Source organism: Serratia sp. ASV30 (assembly GCF_016428815.1).
Classification (GTDB): Bacteria; Pseudomonadota; Gammaproteobacteria; order Enterobacterales; family Enterobacteriaceae; genus Chania; species Chania fonticola_C.
In genome coordinates this window covers 26,365-42,602 of the sequence record NZ_JAELTL010000049.1, presented here as the reverse complement: position 1 = coordinate 42,602, position 16,238 = coordinate 26,365, and the positions used below count along the sequence as shown (strand labels likewise).

The following is a 16,238-nucleotide window of genomic DNA, read 5'->3' as shown; positions in this document are numbered from 1 at the left end:
GGCAAAAGCCTGGTGATCGCCGAGTTGGCAAAACGCGCCCGTGGCCGGGTGTTAGTGCTAGCCCACGTTAAAGAGCTGGTGGCGCAAAACCATAGCAAATACTGCGCTTACGGCCTGGAGGCCGACATCTTCGCCGCCGGGCTACAGCAAAAAGAGAGCAGCGGTAAGGTGGTGTTTGGCAGCGTGCAATCGGTAGCACGTAATTTGTCGCTGTTCGACGGCGCATTTTCCTTGCTGATCGTCGACGAATGCCACCGCATCAGCGACGATGACGACAGCCAATACCAACAGATTATTCAACACCTGCAAAAAACCAACCCGCAGCTGCGCCTGCTTGGCCTGACGGCCACCCCTTACCGGCTGGGAAAAGGCTGGATCTATCAATATCACTACCACGGCATCACCCGTGGCGACGGCAACAGCCTGTTTCGCGACTGCATTTATGAACTGCCGTTGCGTTATATGATTAAACACGGCTTTCTGGTGCCGCCAGAACGGCTGGATATGCCGATCGTGCAGTACGATTTCAGCCGCCTGGAGGCCAGAAGCAACGGCCTGTTCAGCGAAGTGGATCTTAACCGCGAGTTGAAACAGCAAAACCGCATCACGCCGCACATCATCAGCCAGATCGTCGAATACGCCGAAACCCGTAAAGGCGTGATGATTTTTGCCTCCACGGTGGAACATGCTCGTGAAGTGCATGGCTTGTTGCCAAGTGGGGAAGCGGCTCTGGTCAGTGCAGAAACGCCGCCAGGCGAGCGTGACGCGCTAATCGAAGCCTTTAAGCAACAGCAGTTGCGCTACCTGGTTAACGTGGCAGTGCTGACCACGGGTTTCGATGCACCGCATGTCGATCTGATCGCTATTTTGCGCCCCACCGAGTCCGTCAGCCTGTATCAGCAGATCGTCGGACGCGGTTTACGGCTGGCCCCAGGCAAGACCGATTGCCTGATCCTGGACTACGCAGGCAATCCCCACGATTTGTTCACGCCGGAAGTCGGCGTCAGCAAACCCCACTCAGACAGCCAACCGGTGCAGGTCTTTTGCCCTGGCTGCGGTTTTGCCAACCTGTTTTGGGGCAAATGCACCGAGAACGGCGACATCATCGAGCACTACGGCCGCCGCTGTCAGGGCTGGCTGGAAGATGATGAGGGGCATCGCGAGCAATGTGACTACCGCTTCCGCTTCAAATGCTGCCCGCACTGCGGAGCAGAGAACGATATTGCGGCACGCCGCTGCCATCAGTGCCAGGAGGTTCTGGTCGATCCGGACGATATGCTGAAAGCCGCGCTGAAACTGAAGGATGCGCTAGTCCTGCGCTGTGGCGGAATGGAACTGCAAAGCGGCAAGGACGACAAAGGGGAATGGCTGAAAGCCACCTATTATGACGAAGATGGCACCAGTACTAGCGAACGGTTCCGCCTGCAAACGCCCGCACAACGCAAAGCCTTCGAGATGCTGTTCCTGCGTCCGCACCAACGGGCACCTGGCGTCCCCTTCGGTTGGCAAAACGCGGCGGACATTCTGGCTCAGCAGGCGCTGCTGCGCCATCCAGACTTCGTCGTCGCGCGCAAACGCGGCCAGTTCTGGCAGATACGTGAAAAAGTTTTTGATTATCAGGGCCGCTTTCGCCGTGCCAATGAGCTGTATTAGCCCCGTGCGGCAGGTTTTCATTGCCCAGCGAGCGGCTTTCCGTTAAAATGCCGCCCGCTTTACCTGGGTTCGCCCAGTGTGAAAGCAGGTTATCGAGCCTGTTACTGGGTCGCCTGTAGCAGGGTAAATTTTCTTTTAAGAGAAAAAACAATGTTCACTATCAACGTACAAGTACGTAAAGACCAGGGTAAGGGTGCGAGCCGCCGCCTGCGTGCAGCAAACAAATTCCCAGCTATCATCTATGGTGGCGAAGAAGCTGCGATTGCTATCGAACTAGACCATGATTCTGTAAAGAACATGGAAGTTAAACCAGAATTCTACAGCGAAGCAGTAGTTTTGGTTGTCGACGGTAAAGAAACCAAAGTTAAGGTTCAGGCTGTACAGCGTCACCCGTTCAAGCCAAAACTGGCTCACATCGACTTCGTTCGCGTTTAATCGCCACGTTATCGATTTTCGGGACGCCGAAGTGAAAAACGCCGCAATTGCGGCGTTTTTTATTGGCGGTCATTCAGCGATGCTTACTTGCCGCCCGTGCGACGTTGTAACTGATCGCGCAGATTCGGTGGCGTACCTCTGATCGTCAGGGTATCGGTGGCCGCATCCCAGAAAATGCGCTCCCCCAGCAGCATCGCATCAAAGTTCAGGCTGATACCGCCGCCGCTGCCGGCAAATTTGGTCAATTGGCGTAACGTGCCGCGATCCGCCGGGAAGCTATCTTCCAGCTCGTAGCCCTGTTCGCTGGAAAACTGCAGGAAATCCTTCTCACCCACCGGGGCTATCTCTTTTGACAGTTCCTGCAGCTCGATCTCTTCACCGGCCTGCAACTGCTCATTACAGTAGCTGTAAACCTGCTGACGTACCGTCTGGCGTTCATGTTTGCCTAGTTGAGCATCGGCACAGTAATCATCCACCGCCTGTAACAAGCCACGGTTTTGCGCTTTGGTATCCAGCCCTTCCGACGCCGCCAGGAAATCCATAAAGAAATCGGAGACCTTGCGCCCTACCCGTCCTTTGAGGAATGTCAGATAGCGCGTCGATTGCGGGTTGGTTTCCCATTCGGTCAGATCGATACGCGCCACAATGTCCGCGTGGTTGATATCCAGATAGTGGGTAGTGCGGATATCCAACTCTTCATTGACACGCGTACTGTTGCAACTGTTCAGCACCGTAATCAACAAGTATTCTACCGCCAGATAGCGGTAATGGGCGAACAGCACCACGCCACCGTCGGCAAACGGATATTTGGCCAATTCGTCGCGCAGACGGCCGGTAGCAGCACGGCTAAATGCGAGGAAATCTTCATCACCCTTACGACAACTGCGCAACGCGTCCGCCAATTCGCTTTGCTCGTTGAACAAGCCGTAAGCCTTACTCTTGGCGCTGTAAACGCGATGCAGCTCTGCCATCATCTCTTCCACCGCCGCATTGGTGGTAAGAAGGGAATCGCGCAACACCACTTCCAGCGTCTGCTCATCGCGTTTTACCAACTGGTGCAGTGCAATCTGCTCGATATCCAGACTCATGATCAATCCTCCTGTTCTTTGAGCGCGTATTCAAGCACTGACGAAGCCGAAAGACAACGGGCATGGCAATACCTTAACGATCTTCACGCTATAAAAGAGCGGAAAATCACGGCTCTATACGGTAAGATATGGGACTTTGTCGAGCTTTGAGCACAATCTTTATGCCACAATCATCTCGTTACAGTGACGAACACGTTGAACAACTGCTCTCTGAGCTGGTCAACGTTCTGGAAAAACACCATACTCCCACCGACCTCTCTTTGATGGTGCTGGGCAACATGGTAACCAATTTGATCAACACCAGTATTGCTCCCGCACAGCGGAAGACACTGGCCAGATCGTTTGCTGAAGCCCTGCAGGCTTCTATCCGTGAAGATAAAGCGCATTAATAATTACTTATGGTGACAAACCGTCAGCGTTATCGTGAAAAAGTCTCCCAGATGATTAGCTGGGGGCACTGGTTCGCCTTATTTAACATTCTGCTCAGTATCGGGTTGGGCAGCCGCTACCTGTTTGTTACCGACTGGCCGTCCTCACTGCTGGGGCGAGTCTATGCGTTGGTCAGCCTGATTGGGCAGTTCAGCTTTATTGTCTTTGCCGCCTACCTGCTGATCATCTTCCCGCTCACCTTTGTGGTGATGTCGCAGCGCCTGCTGCGATTTATTTCCGCGACGTTGGCCACCACTGGGCTGACGTTGCTGCTGGTCGACAGCGAAGTCTTTACCCACTTCCACCTGCACCTTAATCCGGTGGTGTGGGAGTTGGTCATCAACCCGGACCAAAGTGAGCTGGCGCGCGACTGGCAGTTGGTGTTTATCGCCGTACCGGTGATATTCCTGGTCGAAATGTTGTTTGCGACCTGGAGCTGGCAGAAACTGCGCAGCCTGAACCGGCGCAACTTCGGTAAACCGCTGGCGGTGCTGTTCATCTGTTCGTTCTTTGCTTCGCACCTGATTTATATCTGGGCGGATGCCAATTTCTATCGGCCGATCACCATGCAGCGCGCCAACCTGCCACTCTCTTACCCAATGACTGCGCGTAAGTTCCTGGAAAAACACGGCCTGCTCGATCAGCAAGAATATGAGCGCCGCCTGATGCAACAGGGCAATCCAGAAGCGGCGGCCGTTGAATACCCGCTCAATAGCCTGAACTACAGCGATAAAGGCAGCGGCTACAACCTGCTGATGATCGTGGTGAACGGCGTGCGTACCCAGGATTTGGCGCAAGACATGCCGGGCCTAAGCCGCTTTGCCCAGGAAAACATCCGCTTCAGTGACCATTACAGCTCCGGTAACCATGCGGACACCGGCCTGTTTGGCCTGTTCTACGGTATTTCACCTACCTATCTGGATGGCATTCTGGCCGGGCGCAAACCGGCCGCGTTGATTAGCGCACTGAGCGATCAAGGCTATCAGTTCGGCCTGTTCTCTTCAGATGGTTTCAACGCCACGCTTTACCGCCAGGCGCTCTTGACCGATTTCTCGCTCCCGCCGGAACCGTTCGTGCAGAGCGATGCTGCCACCACGCATCAATGGCAGAGCTGGTTAGCCACTCAGAGCGGAAATAGCCCTTGGTTCTCCTATATCAATTTCAGCGGTGCAAAGTTCCCCGAAGGTGACAATAAGCTCTCGCCGGAAGCCTTTACCCAACTCTATCGTACAGGCGCGAAAGACGTCGATGCACAGATTGAGCAGGTGCTGGCAACGCTGAAAGAAAAAGGCCTGCTGGATAAAACCGTGGTGGTGATCACCGCCGAGCACGGTATAGAATTCAACGATACCGGCAAAGGCAACTGGGGAGCGGGCAGCAGCTTTAACCGCAGTCAGTTGCAGGTTCCGTTGGTTATTCACTGGCCCGGCACGCCAGCACAAACCATCAATAAGTTGACCAATCATAACGATGTGATGCGTACGTTGATGCAACGTCTGCTGCATGTGAAAACACCGGCTAACGACTACTCGCAGGGCGAAGACCTGTTTGCCGCACAGCGAAAAAACAATTGGCTCGCCACCGGTGACGGCAGCCAGTTGGTGATCACCACGCCAACACAGACGCTGACATTGGATGGCAATGGCAACTACCGTGCCTACGATCAGGACGATAACGAGATCAAAGACGAGAAACCCCAGCTAGCGCTGCTGTTACAGGTGCTGACCGATGTAAAACGCTTTATCGCCAACTAACTGCTTAAATCTAGAGCAATCGGTGAGGTAGCTGCTTGAATTTACATCTGAAAACGGTAGTATAGGGTTCTGCGTCGGCATGTAGCGCAGCCTGGTAGCGCACCGTCATGGGGTGTCGGGGGTCGGAGGTTCGAATCCTCTCATGCCGACCAACTATTTATAAAAAAACCAACCGCTTAGGGTTGGTTTTTTTATGCCTTGAATTTGGCTATGGTAAAATTGCCAGCGAAATGAGTGATTCAGTTCAATACGTCTATACAGTACTGAGCCTCTTTTACCAAGTCTGCTTATCCTATGTTTTAACTCCATCTTTCCGTTTTAGCCTCATTTATGCCCCATAACAACATAAAGGCGGCTGACACCGACAGATAGAAAAGCGATCGAGGAAATACTGCAGGAAACGTGGGAAAGTGCTGATGACTGATTTCAGACGTGAAAATTGCAAATTCGCGGATAGTGACTATATTTCATAACTTGATGCCACCACGGAAGGATTTTTTCTTGAAGTCAGACATCGACACCGATATTTTAATCACAGTAGTTCTTTTGATATCGGCAGCTGCTTTCAACATAATTACTTGGTGGGTGTGGCATTAATTTTTCTAAATAGGGCCGCACTGAACATGACTGTTAGCTTAACTAACGGGTAACCATCGAGTGCGGAGCGCTACCCCTATATCGGCAATAATATCTCAGCACGCATTACAAAACTGAAATAGGGGCAGCACCATTAAACTTTACTTCTTGGCGCTTTCTGCATCAGCCGCCATGGTTTTTTCATGAGCTGCTTTAGAGCTTTCAGTAGCCATTGCTGACTCTTTCTTAGCCTCTTCGTGTTTTCCTTCTTTATGATGCTTTGCTGCCTTCTTGTGGTGCTTCGCGGCAGTTTCATGCTTAACCGCTGCGTCTTCATGTGCCATAGCTGTAGCATCAGCAGCAACGGAAGCGAAGGAAATCATACCCAGAGCAAAGACAGACATTACTAACGCTTTCTTAATCATAACAATTCCTTTGATTTAAATGATAATTAGACTGCCTTAGTAAACGTAGTCTATTACTCAGAAATTGCAAACCGGGGGCTCTCCCCCCGGTAGGGATGTTGATCGGCTGGCCTTCCTTGGATAGCGGTGCCATTGTGACGGTTCACAAGCACATCAGTAATCAGCGACCACCACAGATTAATAAGCCAACGAATTTCAACTCTGCGGGCAGGCGACCATATAGAGATCGTGGACGGGCATACTCGCATCAAAACCACGCACTCTCTCTGGATCATCAATAGCCGGGTCAGCAAGCTGCTTGGCTACGTCGTCTACACTGACATCTTCAACATAAAAAGTCGCATCAGTCATTTTATTGCAGTTAAAGTAAGTCCCCATTAATACCATTTTCCCAGGGGTCGTATAGCTCTCCTGTTTATTGACCAGTGCAACAACACCATCCGCTCGTTTAGCGACGACAGCATAGCTTTCCTCAGAACGGTCAAAAACATAGGCATCATTTTCTGGATAAGTCGACCATATAGCAGACTTTTCAGCAAACAACTCTGCCAAATTAATCGCTGGCTTTAGTGCCCTTTTGTTCTCAGCATCTTGGGCAACTGCCGAAGTCACCACGCCGATGGTGCCAACCGACAGCATACCTAAAAAGAGTAGCGTTTTTTTCATGGTATTAATTCCGTTTTGAAAAAGTTTTAAATATAACAGCTTAAATAATAACCTTATGACATGTAAAAGAAGTATTGCACAGCCGATCATCTTTGCACTCAATTATGATGAGTGCATTCAAACGGACGCGCAAAGATCAATATGCATGATAAAAACCAACGGTTCATACCTTGACAATTAGTGTGCTATTGCAATAGCAAGTTGCCACAGCCAACTCGGTTGCGCTGACGTACAACGCGCCGTGCCGTGATTGGCACACAAGCAGCTAAAAATCAAACACCTATGCGCTCGATTTTGATGGGCGGTGCACTTCACGCCCCTCTTCGGAGATAACCCACCGTCGCAAACAGGCAAAGCGCATAGCCAAATAGCTCACAGCCCTCTTCCACCATATTCTTCACCACGCGGTTATACCCATCGAGCATTAGCTCATGCCATAGCAGTTGCATACCAAACAGACGTGAAAATACTAATATGCATAACAACCCGGAAAACATCATGCCGTAACTTGGGTGACTGAAGAAATGTGCTAGTCCACGTAGCGTAGCGGGCAGCTCTTTGAGTGCATAAAGCACACAAATCAGCGTTACGGCTAAGGCAAACCACACCCAGGCACCATGCCGCAGCATATCGAACACAAAGTCCATCTCGCGGATCAGCATACATAGGAAGAAGCCACCGATTAATACCCTGGCATACCGATACTCTCCCTGACGATAAGCGGAGATAAAGAAGCTGAGGGCTATCGCCACCAGTATGATCTCTTGGGTTACCTCGGTGAGCGACGTCTCGGAGACAAAGTTATGCAGCCAATGCACGTCAATGAAGATAAGGCCCATCAAGAAGGTCAAGAAGATACCTGAGAGAAAGAGGACACACAACTTTCTAATAATTATGGATAAATTTTGCCGCATATTAAGAATGATTATCAATTTCAAGATGACTCTATACTATTAACCTCAGCCACGGATACCGTGGCAAATAGTGCGTAATAGCTAGATCGGCAGCTTTAGAGCACGCTTCCCTCAACGTTGGCCACGATAAAATTTTCGCCTCCCCCTCTTGCACTCACCCAGTCCCTTCGGTCAAAATAACTGTATACATAAACAGTAACGTTAGGGTTGGGCTATGTTCGTTGAATTGGTGTTTGATAAGCGTAATGTCGCAGGGATCCCCGGTGCCGATGAAATCATCAAGGCTGAGCTGACAAAACGGGTGCATCGTATCTTCCCGGATGCAGAGGTGAAGGTAAAACCCATGCAGGCCAACGGCCTTAACTCGGACGCCAGCAAAAGTGATCGCGAGAAGTTAAACCGTATGCTGGAAGAGATGTTCGAAGAGTCTGACCAATGGCTGGCCACTGATATTTAAAGGCCCCAAGGGCGCGGTCACTGGCTGCGCCGCATCATGGATGCCTAAAGACAAAAAACCCCAGCATTTCTGCTGAGGTCTTTTATATGGTGCCGGCTACCGGAATCGAACTGGTGACCTACTGATTACAAGTCAGTTGCTCTACCTACTGAGCTAAGCCGGCGAAATCTGTCGGAAGGGGTACTGTTTCCGTGGAGCGCAATATAATACAGCCAGACTGGAACAATCAAGCGTAATCAACAGATTATTTATCTTGTCGATTAAAAAACGGCTTATATGCCGAATTTCTCACCAATGGCCCGTTCTTCGCGACTTAGTGTCTGATTAATATAGTCCACAAACAGCTCCAAAGCCGTGCTCCGCTGCCGCCCCAGTGGTAATTGTAGTTGCAAGGTCCGCGGGCTTTGCTGCTCGACTGCAAAAGGTTTCAGGATCAATCCTTGCGGCTGCAACAACGGCATCGCGGTAAACTGGCTACAGATGGTCACCGCCATCGGGGAACCCTGTAAAAAATAGTACAGCGTGGAGAAGTTATCGCAGGTTAGCACTGGTTCAATGAAGGTGCCATTCATCTGACAAGAGATATCAAACAGCTGACGTACCGTGGAGCCTGGCTCTGGCAGACACACCGGATACTGGCAGAGATCCGCCAGAACCACCTGCCTGTCGGCTAATGGATGATCCTTTCTCATCAACAACAAGACCGGGGCAGGCCACGAAGCCGCTACCTCAACGCCCCGCTCTGGGTGCAAACTAAACTGCAGCACCATGTCACTCTCGCCATTGCGTACCAGCCGCGCCAACGTTTTAGTGTCTGCCACCGTCAGCACGAAGCTGACAGCCGGGTATTCTGCACGAAAACGCGCCATCAGTTGTGGCATCAGCATAAAGGCCACTCCATTACTACAGGCCACGCGTAGCGCAGTACGCCGTTCGGCTTTCAACCCTTTGATTTCTGCCACCGCCTGCTCAATATTCAACAGGCTTTTACGAATATGGTTTTCAAAAATCTGCCCGGCCTCGGTCAGCACCATCCCCCGCGCGTGGCGTTCGAACAATGGCGTGCCAACCTGTACCTCCAGGCGCTGGATCTGCCTGCTGATCGCCGATACCGCCACAAACAGCTGTTCACTGGCCGCACTGAGTGAACCACAGTTGGCAACTACCAGAAAAAAGCGAACCTCGCTACTCAACATGCCGTCCCTCTCCATGGTGCAAAGCTTGCCAACGAGCAAACGACCGTTGCCTTTAAAGCAAAGCTAGTTTGTTAAATGGATAATTGTGGCAAACCCCGATTTTAGCTTAGATAACAAACACAACAAGTAAAACAACACAACGCAAACACAACGGGGAAATAATCATGACGGGTGAACAGGCCGTCGCTTTGGCGACAGCGTATTTTGACAGTGGCGAATTCCGCCGCATATTGGCGCGGCGCATCGCGCTGGCCACCGAAAGCCAGCGGCATGACGACGATGCCGGCATTTTGCTCTATCTCGAACAGGAAATCATGCCGCCGTTACGGGCACTGGGTTTTGAGTTGCAACTGTTCGATAACCCGGAAGCGGTCAACCGCCCGTTTCTGATCGCCGTACGCATTGAAGATCCTGCATTACCCACCCTGCTGAGCTATGGCCACGGCGATGTGGTTTTCGGCGACGACGAAAACTGGCGCGCAGGCCTTTCGCCTTGGGAGTTGAGTGAAGAAGGCGACCGTTGGTACGGCCGTGGCAGCGCGGATAACAAAGGGCAGCACAGTATTAACCTGGCGGCGCTGGAGCAGGTTTTCCATGCACGCGGGGGTAAACTAGGGTTCAACTGCAAGCTGATTGTTGAAATGGGCGAAGAGATCAGTTCCCCTGGGCTAGCGGCCATTTGCCAGCAACAACGCGAATTGCTGCAAGCCGATCTGTTTATCGCCTCCGATGGCCCACGGCTGAACGCCACACAGCCCACGTTGTTCCTTGGCTCACGCGGCTGCATCAATTTCCGCCTCAGCATCCACGCCAGGGATAACGCCTATCACTCTGGCAACTGGGGTGGATTACTCAGCAATCCCGGAACACAACTGGCTAATGCCATCGCCTCTCTGGTTAATCAACACGGTCAGTTACAGGTTGCAGCGCTGAAACCCGCCCCTCTGGATGACAACCTACGCGCCATTTTGCGCGATCTCAGCGTTGGCGGCCAAGCTGGCGATCCGGCGATCGATGAAAGCTGGGGTGAAGCTGGCCTAACCCCAAGCGAGCGCCTGTATGGTTGGAACACGCTTGAAGTGCTGGCCTATCAAACGGGCAACCCGGCTCGGCCAATGAACGCCATTCCCGGCAGCGCTACGGCAGTATGCCAACTGCGCTTTGTGGTCGGTACCGACTGGAAAAATCTGGTCAACCATATCCAGCAGCATCTGCAATTACACGGCTTTGGCTATGTGGAGGTGGAATGGCTGCACGGCTCACCGGCCACCAGGCTCAATCCACAAGATCCACTCGTTCCCTGGGCACTTGAGATCCTGCAACAAACCAGCGGCAAAAAACCCGCATTACTCCCCAACCTGGGCGGATCGCTGCCTAATGATGTGTTTGCCGATACGTTGGGATTGCCCACGCTGTGGATCCCCCACTCCTATCCAGCCTGTGGTCAACACGGGGTTAATGAGCATATGTTGAAATCCATCGCTCGTGAAGGATTGCAGATCATGACTCGCCTGTTCTGGGAGTTGGGCGAAAATGGCAGCACGATCCTGGCACAACGCCGGGCAGGAGAGTCCTCATGAGCGCGATAGCCCAACAGGATAGCGTAGCGGCCAAGCCCAATTTGTATAAAACGCTGTTTGCCACCTGCATCGGCAATGCGTTGGAATGGTTCGATATCGCGGTTTATGGCTTTTTCGCCAGCTATATCGCCCACGCCTTTTTCCCTACGGAGGATCCGGCCGTTTCATTGTTGCTGACTTTCGGCAGCTTTGGTGTCTCATTCCTGATCCGCCCACTGGGTGCTGTGGTGCTCGGAGCCTACGCCGATCGGGTTGGCCGCAAGAAGGCACTTTTGATGTCCATCAGCCTGATGTTGCTTGGCGGTGCGATCATCACCTTTATGCCTTCTTATGCCACCATTGGGCTGGCGGCTCCGCTGATGATCCTGATTGCCCGATTGATTCAGGGTTTTTCCGCCGGTGGGGAGTTTGGCAGTTCAACCGCCTTTCTGGTCGAACACTTCCCGGAGCGCAAGGCGTTTATCGCCAGTTGGCAGTTTGCCACGCAAGGCGCCAGCACGCTGATGGCTTCCGCCTTCGGGTTAGGTATGACCCACTGGCTGACAGAAAGCCAAATCCAGGACTGGGGCTGGCGTATTCCCTTTGCTTTTGGGCTGCTGATCGGCCCGGTGGGGCTCTATATCCGCCGCCATGTACATGAGCCAGCCAGTTTCGTACAGCAGCAGAAACCCGAAGCACCGTTAAAGATGCTGGTCGGTAATCAAAAAAATCTGCTGTTGTTGGCCATTGGACTGATGGTGATTTCCACCGCCATCAACTACATGCTGAATTATGTGCCCACCTATGCCACCAAAAACCTGAACCTGTCCGGTTCCGCCGCCTTTAGTGCAACCCTGTTGGCCGGTGTGATTTTAACGGTCGTTACTCCGATAATGGGATTATGGGCGGAAAAAGTCGGCCGCCTGCCGTTAATGTGGGGTTCGCTGATCCTGCTGTTGCTGACTATTTACCCGGCATTCCTGCTGGTGGTGAACCATACTTCGCCAATGATGCTGATGTTGATGGTTGGCTGGCTGGCCTTGCTGAAGTCCATCTACTTCTCGACGGTGCCTTCGGTGATGGCCGATTTGTTCCCGATGGCAACACGGGCCAGCGGTATGGCGATCAGCTACAACGTGGCGGTGACGATATTTGGTGGCTTTGCGCCTCTGATCTGCACCCTGCTGATCACCGCAACCGGGACCAGCCTGGCACCAAGCTATTATCTGATGATGATGGCACTGCTGAGCGGCTGGGCACTGTTAGGTAGCAGAAAGCATTTGCGTTCGGCTCCACTTTAAACTCTCTATGAGGCCATCAAATGATGGCCTCTCATTTAGCGCCAGCAATGAGGGAGTGTTCTGGCCGCCCACCAGCACTGCGGGTGTACCATTATCGGATAAAGGGATGTGCGCCTCAAAAAATAAGCATATTCCTATGGCACCATGGTTTTTTCCTAACAAAAAACACGCTAAACGAACCACTACCTATAGGCATTAATGCTGAAAATTTTGGTTTAATCCTCTAGGAAAACCAGGCTTAAAGTTAGACTTTTCCTAAGTAATTTCCCCCGATCCATCTTGTGCAATTTAATTGATATCAGTATTATGCGTTGATAAATTTCACGGCTAAAAACAGTGGGCGTTAATTAAAAAATTAAACCGCTCAGTTTCCCCGAGGTTGTAACCCGCTAACAAAAGGAAATTGTTTTATGAAAAACATCGTTAAATGGTGTGCTGCTCTTGCCGTCATCGCCACTCTGACCGGTTGTGTGCGTACTGCCCCAATACAACAAATCAACAGCACGGTCAGCACTGGTCATACCGAAGCGCAAGTCAGAACTGCAATCCTGAAAGCAGGTGTACAACGTGAATGGGTTATGACGCAGGCTGGCCCTGGTGTCATTAATGGCCGCCTCCAGGCTCGCGATCATGTTGCTGAAATCCGCATCACCTATTCCGCAACGAATTATTCCATCGACTACGCCAGTAGCCTCAACCTGCTAGCCTCGGGTGGGAAAATTCATAAAAGCTACAACCGCTGGATACACAACCTAGATAAAGATATCCAGTTAAATTTATCGGCCGGTGCCACACTGTAATTTCCAATATTGATTAGATTTGCGCCGGATACAAGCTGGCGTCACTATTTTGTATCCGGTTAAAGAGGCTGTACAACAAATGTATCAACAGGACACTCTCAGTGCACTTGATGCTATCACTGAGGCGCAACGGATTGCCTTTGCTCCAATGCTGTTTCAAACCGCCCTTTGTCTGCGCAATACGGGTGTATTAGCCTATCTGGATGAACAAGGAAAACACGGCGCCCTCCTTGAGGACATCGCTGCCAATAGCAGCGTTAATGAATATGCCGTTAGTGTGCTTTTGGATATGGGGCTAAGTGGCCGTATTGTGACTCATCAAAACGGCTATTACTTCATTGCCAAAGTGGGGCACTTCCTACTCCACGATGCCATGACCCGTGTGAATATGGATTTCACTCAAGATGTTTGTTATCAGGGGCTGTTTTCTTTAGAACATGCGCTTAAGGAAGAGAAACCCGCTGGTTTAAAAGTGTTTGGTGAATGGCCGACCATCTACCCTGCCTTATCGCAATTGCCCAAGGCTGCACGTGAAAGCTGGTTTGCTTTTGATCACTACTATTCAGATGCCGCATTTAATGCCGCACTACCCCATATATTTAACAATAAACCAACAACGCTTTATGATGTGGGCGGCAATACTGGAAAATGGGCGCTACGTTGTTGCCAGTACGATGATAACGTCAGCATCACCTTACTGGATCTGCCGCAGCAAATTAGTCTGGCGCGTGAGAATGTCGAAAAAGCCGGGTTATCTCATCGCATAGATTTCCATGCGGTAGATATGCTAAGTGATGCACCATTACCCAGTGGTGCAGATATCTGGTGGATGAGTCAGTTTCTTGACTGTTTTTCCCCGGAACAAATTATTAGTATTCTGAAAAAAATCAAGCGGGTGATGAAGCCTGACGCTCAGCTATGCATTATGGAGCTGTTCTGGGATGCGCAAAAATTTGAAGCGGCTTCGTTCAGCCTCAACGCCTCCTCACTCTATTTTACCTGCATGGCTAACGGCAACAGTCGCTTTTACAGCGCCGGTAAATTTTACAGTTTCCTCGAAACGGCAGGTTTCCGAGTAGAAAAACGTCTCGATAACCTTGGTATTGGACATACCTTGTTAGTATGCCGAAAGCAATAATGATAGGGCAGCGCTCATGCTACCTTGGAGATGACACAGTCCAAACCGAGTAACCGCGGAAGCACGTTGATGAATTTTGCATTGAACATCGTTGATTGGCAGGCTATGGCCCCCGGACTAAGCGACGCATCGCAGTGGCGTCAATGGTCGCAGGAGCCCTATGGGATCATACCCTCAGCGCCGCAATCGAAGCTGACCGAACTTCCCATGATGACAGCACGCCGCCTGAGTTCAGGCAGCAGGCTGGCCGTGGAATGTGGTTTAGCCATGCTACGTCGTCAACCGGTGGATGCGGTCCTTTATACCAGTCGTCACGGTGAGTTGGAGCGTAATTACCGAATTTTGCAGGCCATAGCCACCCAACAAGCGGTTTCCCCAACTGATTTCACCATGTCGGTACATAACTCAGCCGTGGGTCACTTGACCATCACGGCACAAAATCCTCTGGTATCATCTTCACTTTCTGCTGGCCTAGATACCTTTCAGCAAGCGTTTTGTGAGGTCGTGTGTTTACTCCAAGCGGGTTACCAGAGAGTATTAATGGTCGATTTTGATGGCTTGCTGCCCGAGTTTTACCACACCTACCTGCCAGAGCAGATGCCGACCTGGGCCTATGCGGTGGCGCTGGTGTTTGAACGCGGGAATACGTTACGGTGTGAGAGCAAGCCAGAAGGTACAGGGGAAGAGCCCCTGCTACCGCAAAGTTTACAGTTTTTACAACACTACCTGGCCGAAGAGCCAACGTTCACCATCGCGGGTGAGAGACTGAAGTGGTACTGGAGCCGTACATGAGCGGCCTATTCGCACGTTTAAACTGGGCTTGGCGTCTGATGATGACCGGCTTTTGCTTTGTGCTGTTTGGCGTCGGCGGCCTGCTGCTGTCGCTTGTCTGGTTTAATCTGCTGCTGGTACTCCAGCGCGATATTGCCAAGCGCCGCCGGGTAGCCCGGCGCAGCATTGCCGCCAGTTTCCGGCTGTTCCTATCGATAGCAAAAACGTTGGGTGTGTTGGATTATCGCATCAAGGGGATTGATATATTACGCCAGGAGCGCGGTTGTTTGGTGGTCGCTAACCATCCGACACTGATTGATTACGTGCTTTTGGCATCCGTGATGCCCGAGACAGACTGCCTGGTAAAAAGCGCTCTGCTACATAACCCCTTTGTGAGCGGAGTGATCCGGGCTGCGGATTATCTGGTCAATAGCCAGGCTGACACGCTGCTTCCAGCCTGTCAGCAACGCCTGGCGCAGGGCAACACCATACTTATTTTTCCAGAGGGAACACGCACACGCCCTGGTGAAAATATGACACTGCAGCGCGGTGCCGCCAATATTGCCGTACGATGCCGCCGTGACGTGCGCATAGCAGTGATCCACTGTAGCGAGCATCTGCTTGATAAACAGAGCAGATGGTATGACGTTCCGCCCAGGAAACCCCTGTTCCAGGTAGACGTGCGTGAACGGGTACAGATAGAACATTTTTTTGATGCAGAATCGCAACAGCCAGCATTAGCCGCAAGGCAGCTAAACCGGCATCTTTTGCATCAGTTATCACCAGGCCTTATACCTTTGTCAGGAATTAATGATGCAAGCGCTCCACCTTGAAATTAAAAATCTCATAATAAATACACTGAATTTGGATGAACTGTCTGCGGACGATATCGACACCAATGCGGCGCTGTTTGGTGAAGGACTGGGGCTGGACTCCATCGATGCTTTAGAGTTAGGGCTGATGGTTAAAAACCAGTATGGTGTCGCGCTTTCCGCCGAAAATGAAGAGATGCGTCAACATTTCTATTCAGTGGCAACACTGGCATCCTTTATCCAAGCTCAACGTGCCTGAGAAGA

The 16,238-nt window shown here is 51.5% G+C and carries 18 protein-coding genes and 2 tRNA genes; 14 read left to right on the top strand and 6 right to left on the bottom strand.

Annotated features, from left to right (window positions below):
- Together JHD74_RS19380 and rplY are read left to right on the top strand one after the other, a co-directional pair.
- A partial coding sequence (locus tag JHD74_RS19380) for a DEAD/DEAH box helicase (RefSeq protein ID WP_199063325.1) occupies positions 1-1,653 on the top strand: 1,653 nt, incomplete at its 5' end.
- A gap of 150 nt (positions 1,654-1,803) precedes the next feature.
- Positions 1,804-2,088 (top strand): 50S ribosomal protein L25, encoded by a 285-nt coding sequence (gene rplY, locus JHD74_RS19375; RefSeq protein ID WP_024486231.1) that lies wholly within the window; start codon positions 1,804-1,806, stop codon positions 2,086-2,088.
- Between the two features lie 83 nt (positions 2,089-2,171).
- On the opposite strand, the gene yejK is transcribed toward rplY, so the two are convergent.
- On the bottom strand, positions 2,172-3,176 hold the full coding sequence (gene yejK, locus JHD74_RS19370) for a nucleoid-associated protein YejK (protein ID WP_024530605.1): 1,005 nt from the start codon (positions 3,174-3,176) through the stop codon (positions 2,172-2,174).
- Between the two features lie 161 nt (positions 3,177-3,337).
- Between yejK and JHD74_RS19365 the strand changes: the two genes are divergently transcribed.
- The 4 genes from JHD74_RS19365 (at position 3,338) to JHD74_RS27090 (ending at position 5,783) form a co-directional block, all read left to right on the top strand.
- Positions 3,338-3,565, top strand: coding sequence for a YejL family protein (locus JHD74_RS19365; protein ID WP_021805879.1), 228 nt, complete (start codon positions 3,338-3,340; stop codon positions 3,563-3,565).
- Positions 3,566-3,574: 9 nt separating this feature from the next.
- The gene (yejM, locus tag JHD74_RS19360; RefSeq protein ID WP_024530604.1) at positions 3,575-5,359 is read left to right on the top strand and encodes an LPS biosynthesis-modulating metalloenzyme YejM; all 1,785 of its coding nucleotides are present in this window, start codon (positions 3,575-3,577) and stop codon (positions 5,357-5,359) included.
- Between the two features lie 75 nt (positions 5,360-5,434).
- Positions 5,435-5,511, top strand: a tRNA-Pro gene (locus JHD74_RS19355).
- A 203-nt stretch (positions 5,512-5,714) separates the two neighbouring features.
- Positions 5,715-5,783 carry a DinI-like family protein gene (locus tag JHD74_RS27090; protein ID WP_071784449.1) on the top strand — a complete coding sequence of 23 codons (69 nt, stop codon included), beginning with the start codon at positions 5,715-5,717 and terminating at the stop codon, positions 5,781-5,783.
- A 313-nt stretch (positions 5,784-6,096) separates the two neighbouring features.
- Here the strand turns inward: JHD74_RS27090 and JHD74_RS19345 are convergent, their stop codons facing one another.
- From JHD74_RS19345 to JHD74_RS19335, 3 genes are all read right to left on the bottom strand, one after another.
- Positions 6,097-6,360, bottom strand: a complete 264-nt coding sequence (locus JHD74_RS19345; protein WP_024530087.1) for a hypothetical protein — start codon at positions 6,358-6,360, stop codon at positions 6,097-6,099.
- Positions 6,361-6,555: 195 nt separating this feature from the next.
- A complete protein-coding gene (locus JHD74_RS19340; RefSeq protein WP_152529962.1) occupies positions 6,556-7,026 on the bottom strand; it encodes a hypothetical protein in 471 nt (156 codons plus the stop codon).
- Between the two features lie 311 nt (positions 7,027-7,337).
- Positions 7,338-7,940 carry a hypothetical protein gene (locus JHD74_RS19335; RefSeq protein WP_199063327.1) on the bottom strand — a complete coding sequence of 201 codons (603 nt, stop codon included), beginning with the start codon at positions 7,938-7,940 and terminating at the stop codon, positions 7,338-7,340.
- A 214-nt stretch (positions 7,941-8,154) separates the two neighbouring features.
- Here JHD74_RS19335 and JHD74_RS19330 point away from each other — a divergent pair, with 214 nt between their 5' ends.
- On the top strand, positions 8,155-8,397 hold the full coding sequence (locus JHD74_RS19330; protein ID WP_021178442.1) for a DinI family protein: 243 nt from the start codon (positions 8,155-8,157) through the stop codon (positions 8,395-8,397).
- Positions 8,398-8,484: 87 nt separating this feature from the next.
- On the opposite strand, the gene JHD74_RS19325 is transcribed toward JHD74_RS19330, so the two are convergent.
- Positions 8,485-8,560, bottom strand: a tRNA-Thr gene (locus JHD74_RS19325).
- A gap of 109 nt (positions 8,561-8,669) precedes the next feature.
- Complete coding sequence (locus JHD74_RS19320) at positions 8,670-9,593, bottom strand: LysR family transcriptional regulator (RefSeq protein WP_199063324.1); 924 nt, start codon at positions 9,591-9,593, stop codon at positions 8,670-8,672.
- A gap of 164 nt (positions 9,594-9,757) precedes the next feature.
- Between JHD74_RS19320 and JHD74_RS19315 the strand changes: the two genes are divergently transcribed.
- The 7 genes from JHD74_RS19315 (at position 9,758) to JHD74_RS19285 (ending at position 16,233) form a co-directional block, all read left to right on the top strand.
- Positions 9,758-11,173 (top strand): M20 family metallopeptidase, encoded by a 1,416-nt coding sequence (locus JHD74_RS19315; protein WP_074028146.1) that lies wholly within the window; start codon positions 9,758-9,760, stop codon positions 11,171-11,173.
- Complete coding sequence (locus tag JHD74_RS19310; RefSeq protein ID WP_199063323.1) at positions 11,170-12,453, top strand: MFS transporter; 1,284 nt, start codon at positions 11,170-11,172, stop codon at positions 12,451-12,453. The genes JHD74_RS19315 and JHD74_RS19310 overlap by 4 nt, the downstream gene beginning before the upstream one ends.
- 410 nt (positions 12,454-12,863) lie before the next feature.
- The gene (locus JHD74_RS19305; protein ID WP_074028144.1) at positions 12,864-13,253 is read left to right on the top strand and encodes a hypothetical protein; all 390 of its coding nucleotides are present in this window, start codon (positions 12,864-12,866) and stop codon (positions 13,251-13,253) included.
- A gap of 79 nt (positions 13,254-13,332) precedes the next feature.
- Positions 13,333-14,391, top strand: coding sequence for a methyltransferase (locus tag JHD74_RS19300; protein WP_074028143.1), 1,059 nt, complete (start codon positions 13,333-13,335; stop codon positions 14,389-14,391).
- A 69-nt stretch (positions 14,392-14,460) separates the two neighbouring features.
- Positions 14,461-15,183 carry a beta-ketoacyl synthase chain length factor gene (locus JHD74_RS19295; protein WP_199063322.1) on the top strand — a complete coding sequence of 241 codons (723 nt, stop codon included), beginning with the start codon at positions 14,461-14,463 and terminating at the stop codon, positions 15,181-15,183.
- Positions 15,180-15,995: a 1-acyl-sn-glycerol-3-phosphate acyltransferase gene (locus tag JHD74_RS19290; RefSeq protein ID WP_199063321.1), complete on the top strand. Its 816-nt coding sequence runs from the start codon at positions 15,180-15,182 to the stop codon at positions 15,993-15,995. The genes JHD74_RS19295 and JHD74_RS19290 overlap by 4 nt, the downstream gene beginning before the upstream one ends.
- Positions 15,976-16,233: a phosphopantetheine-binding protein gene (locus JHD74_RS19285; RefSeq protein WP_059201237.1), complete on the top strand. Its 258-nt coding sequence runs from the start codon at positions 15,976-15,978 to the stop codon at positions 16,231-16,233. The genes JHD74_RS19290 and JHD74_RS19285 overlap by 20 nt, the downstream gene beginning before the upstream one ends.
- Positions 16,234-16,238 lie beyond the last annotated feature (5 nt).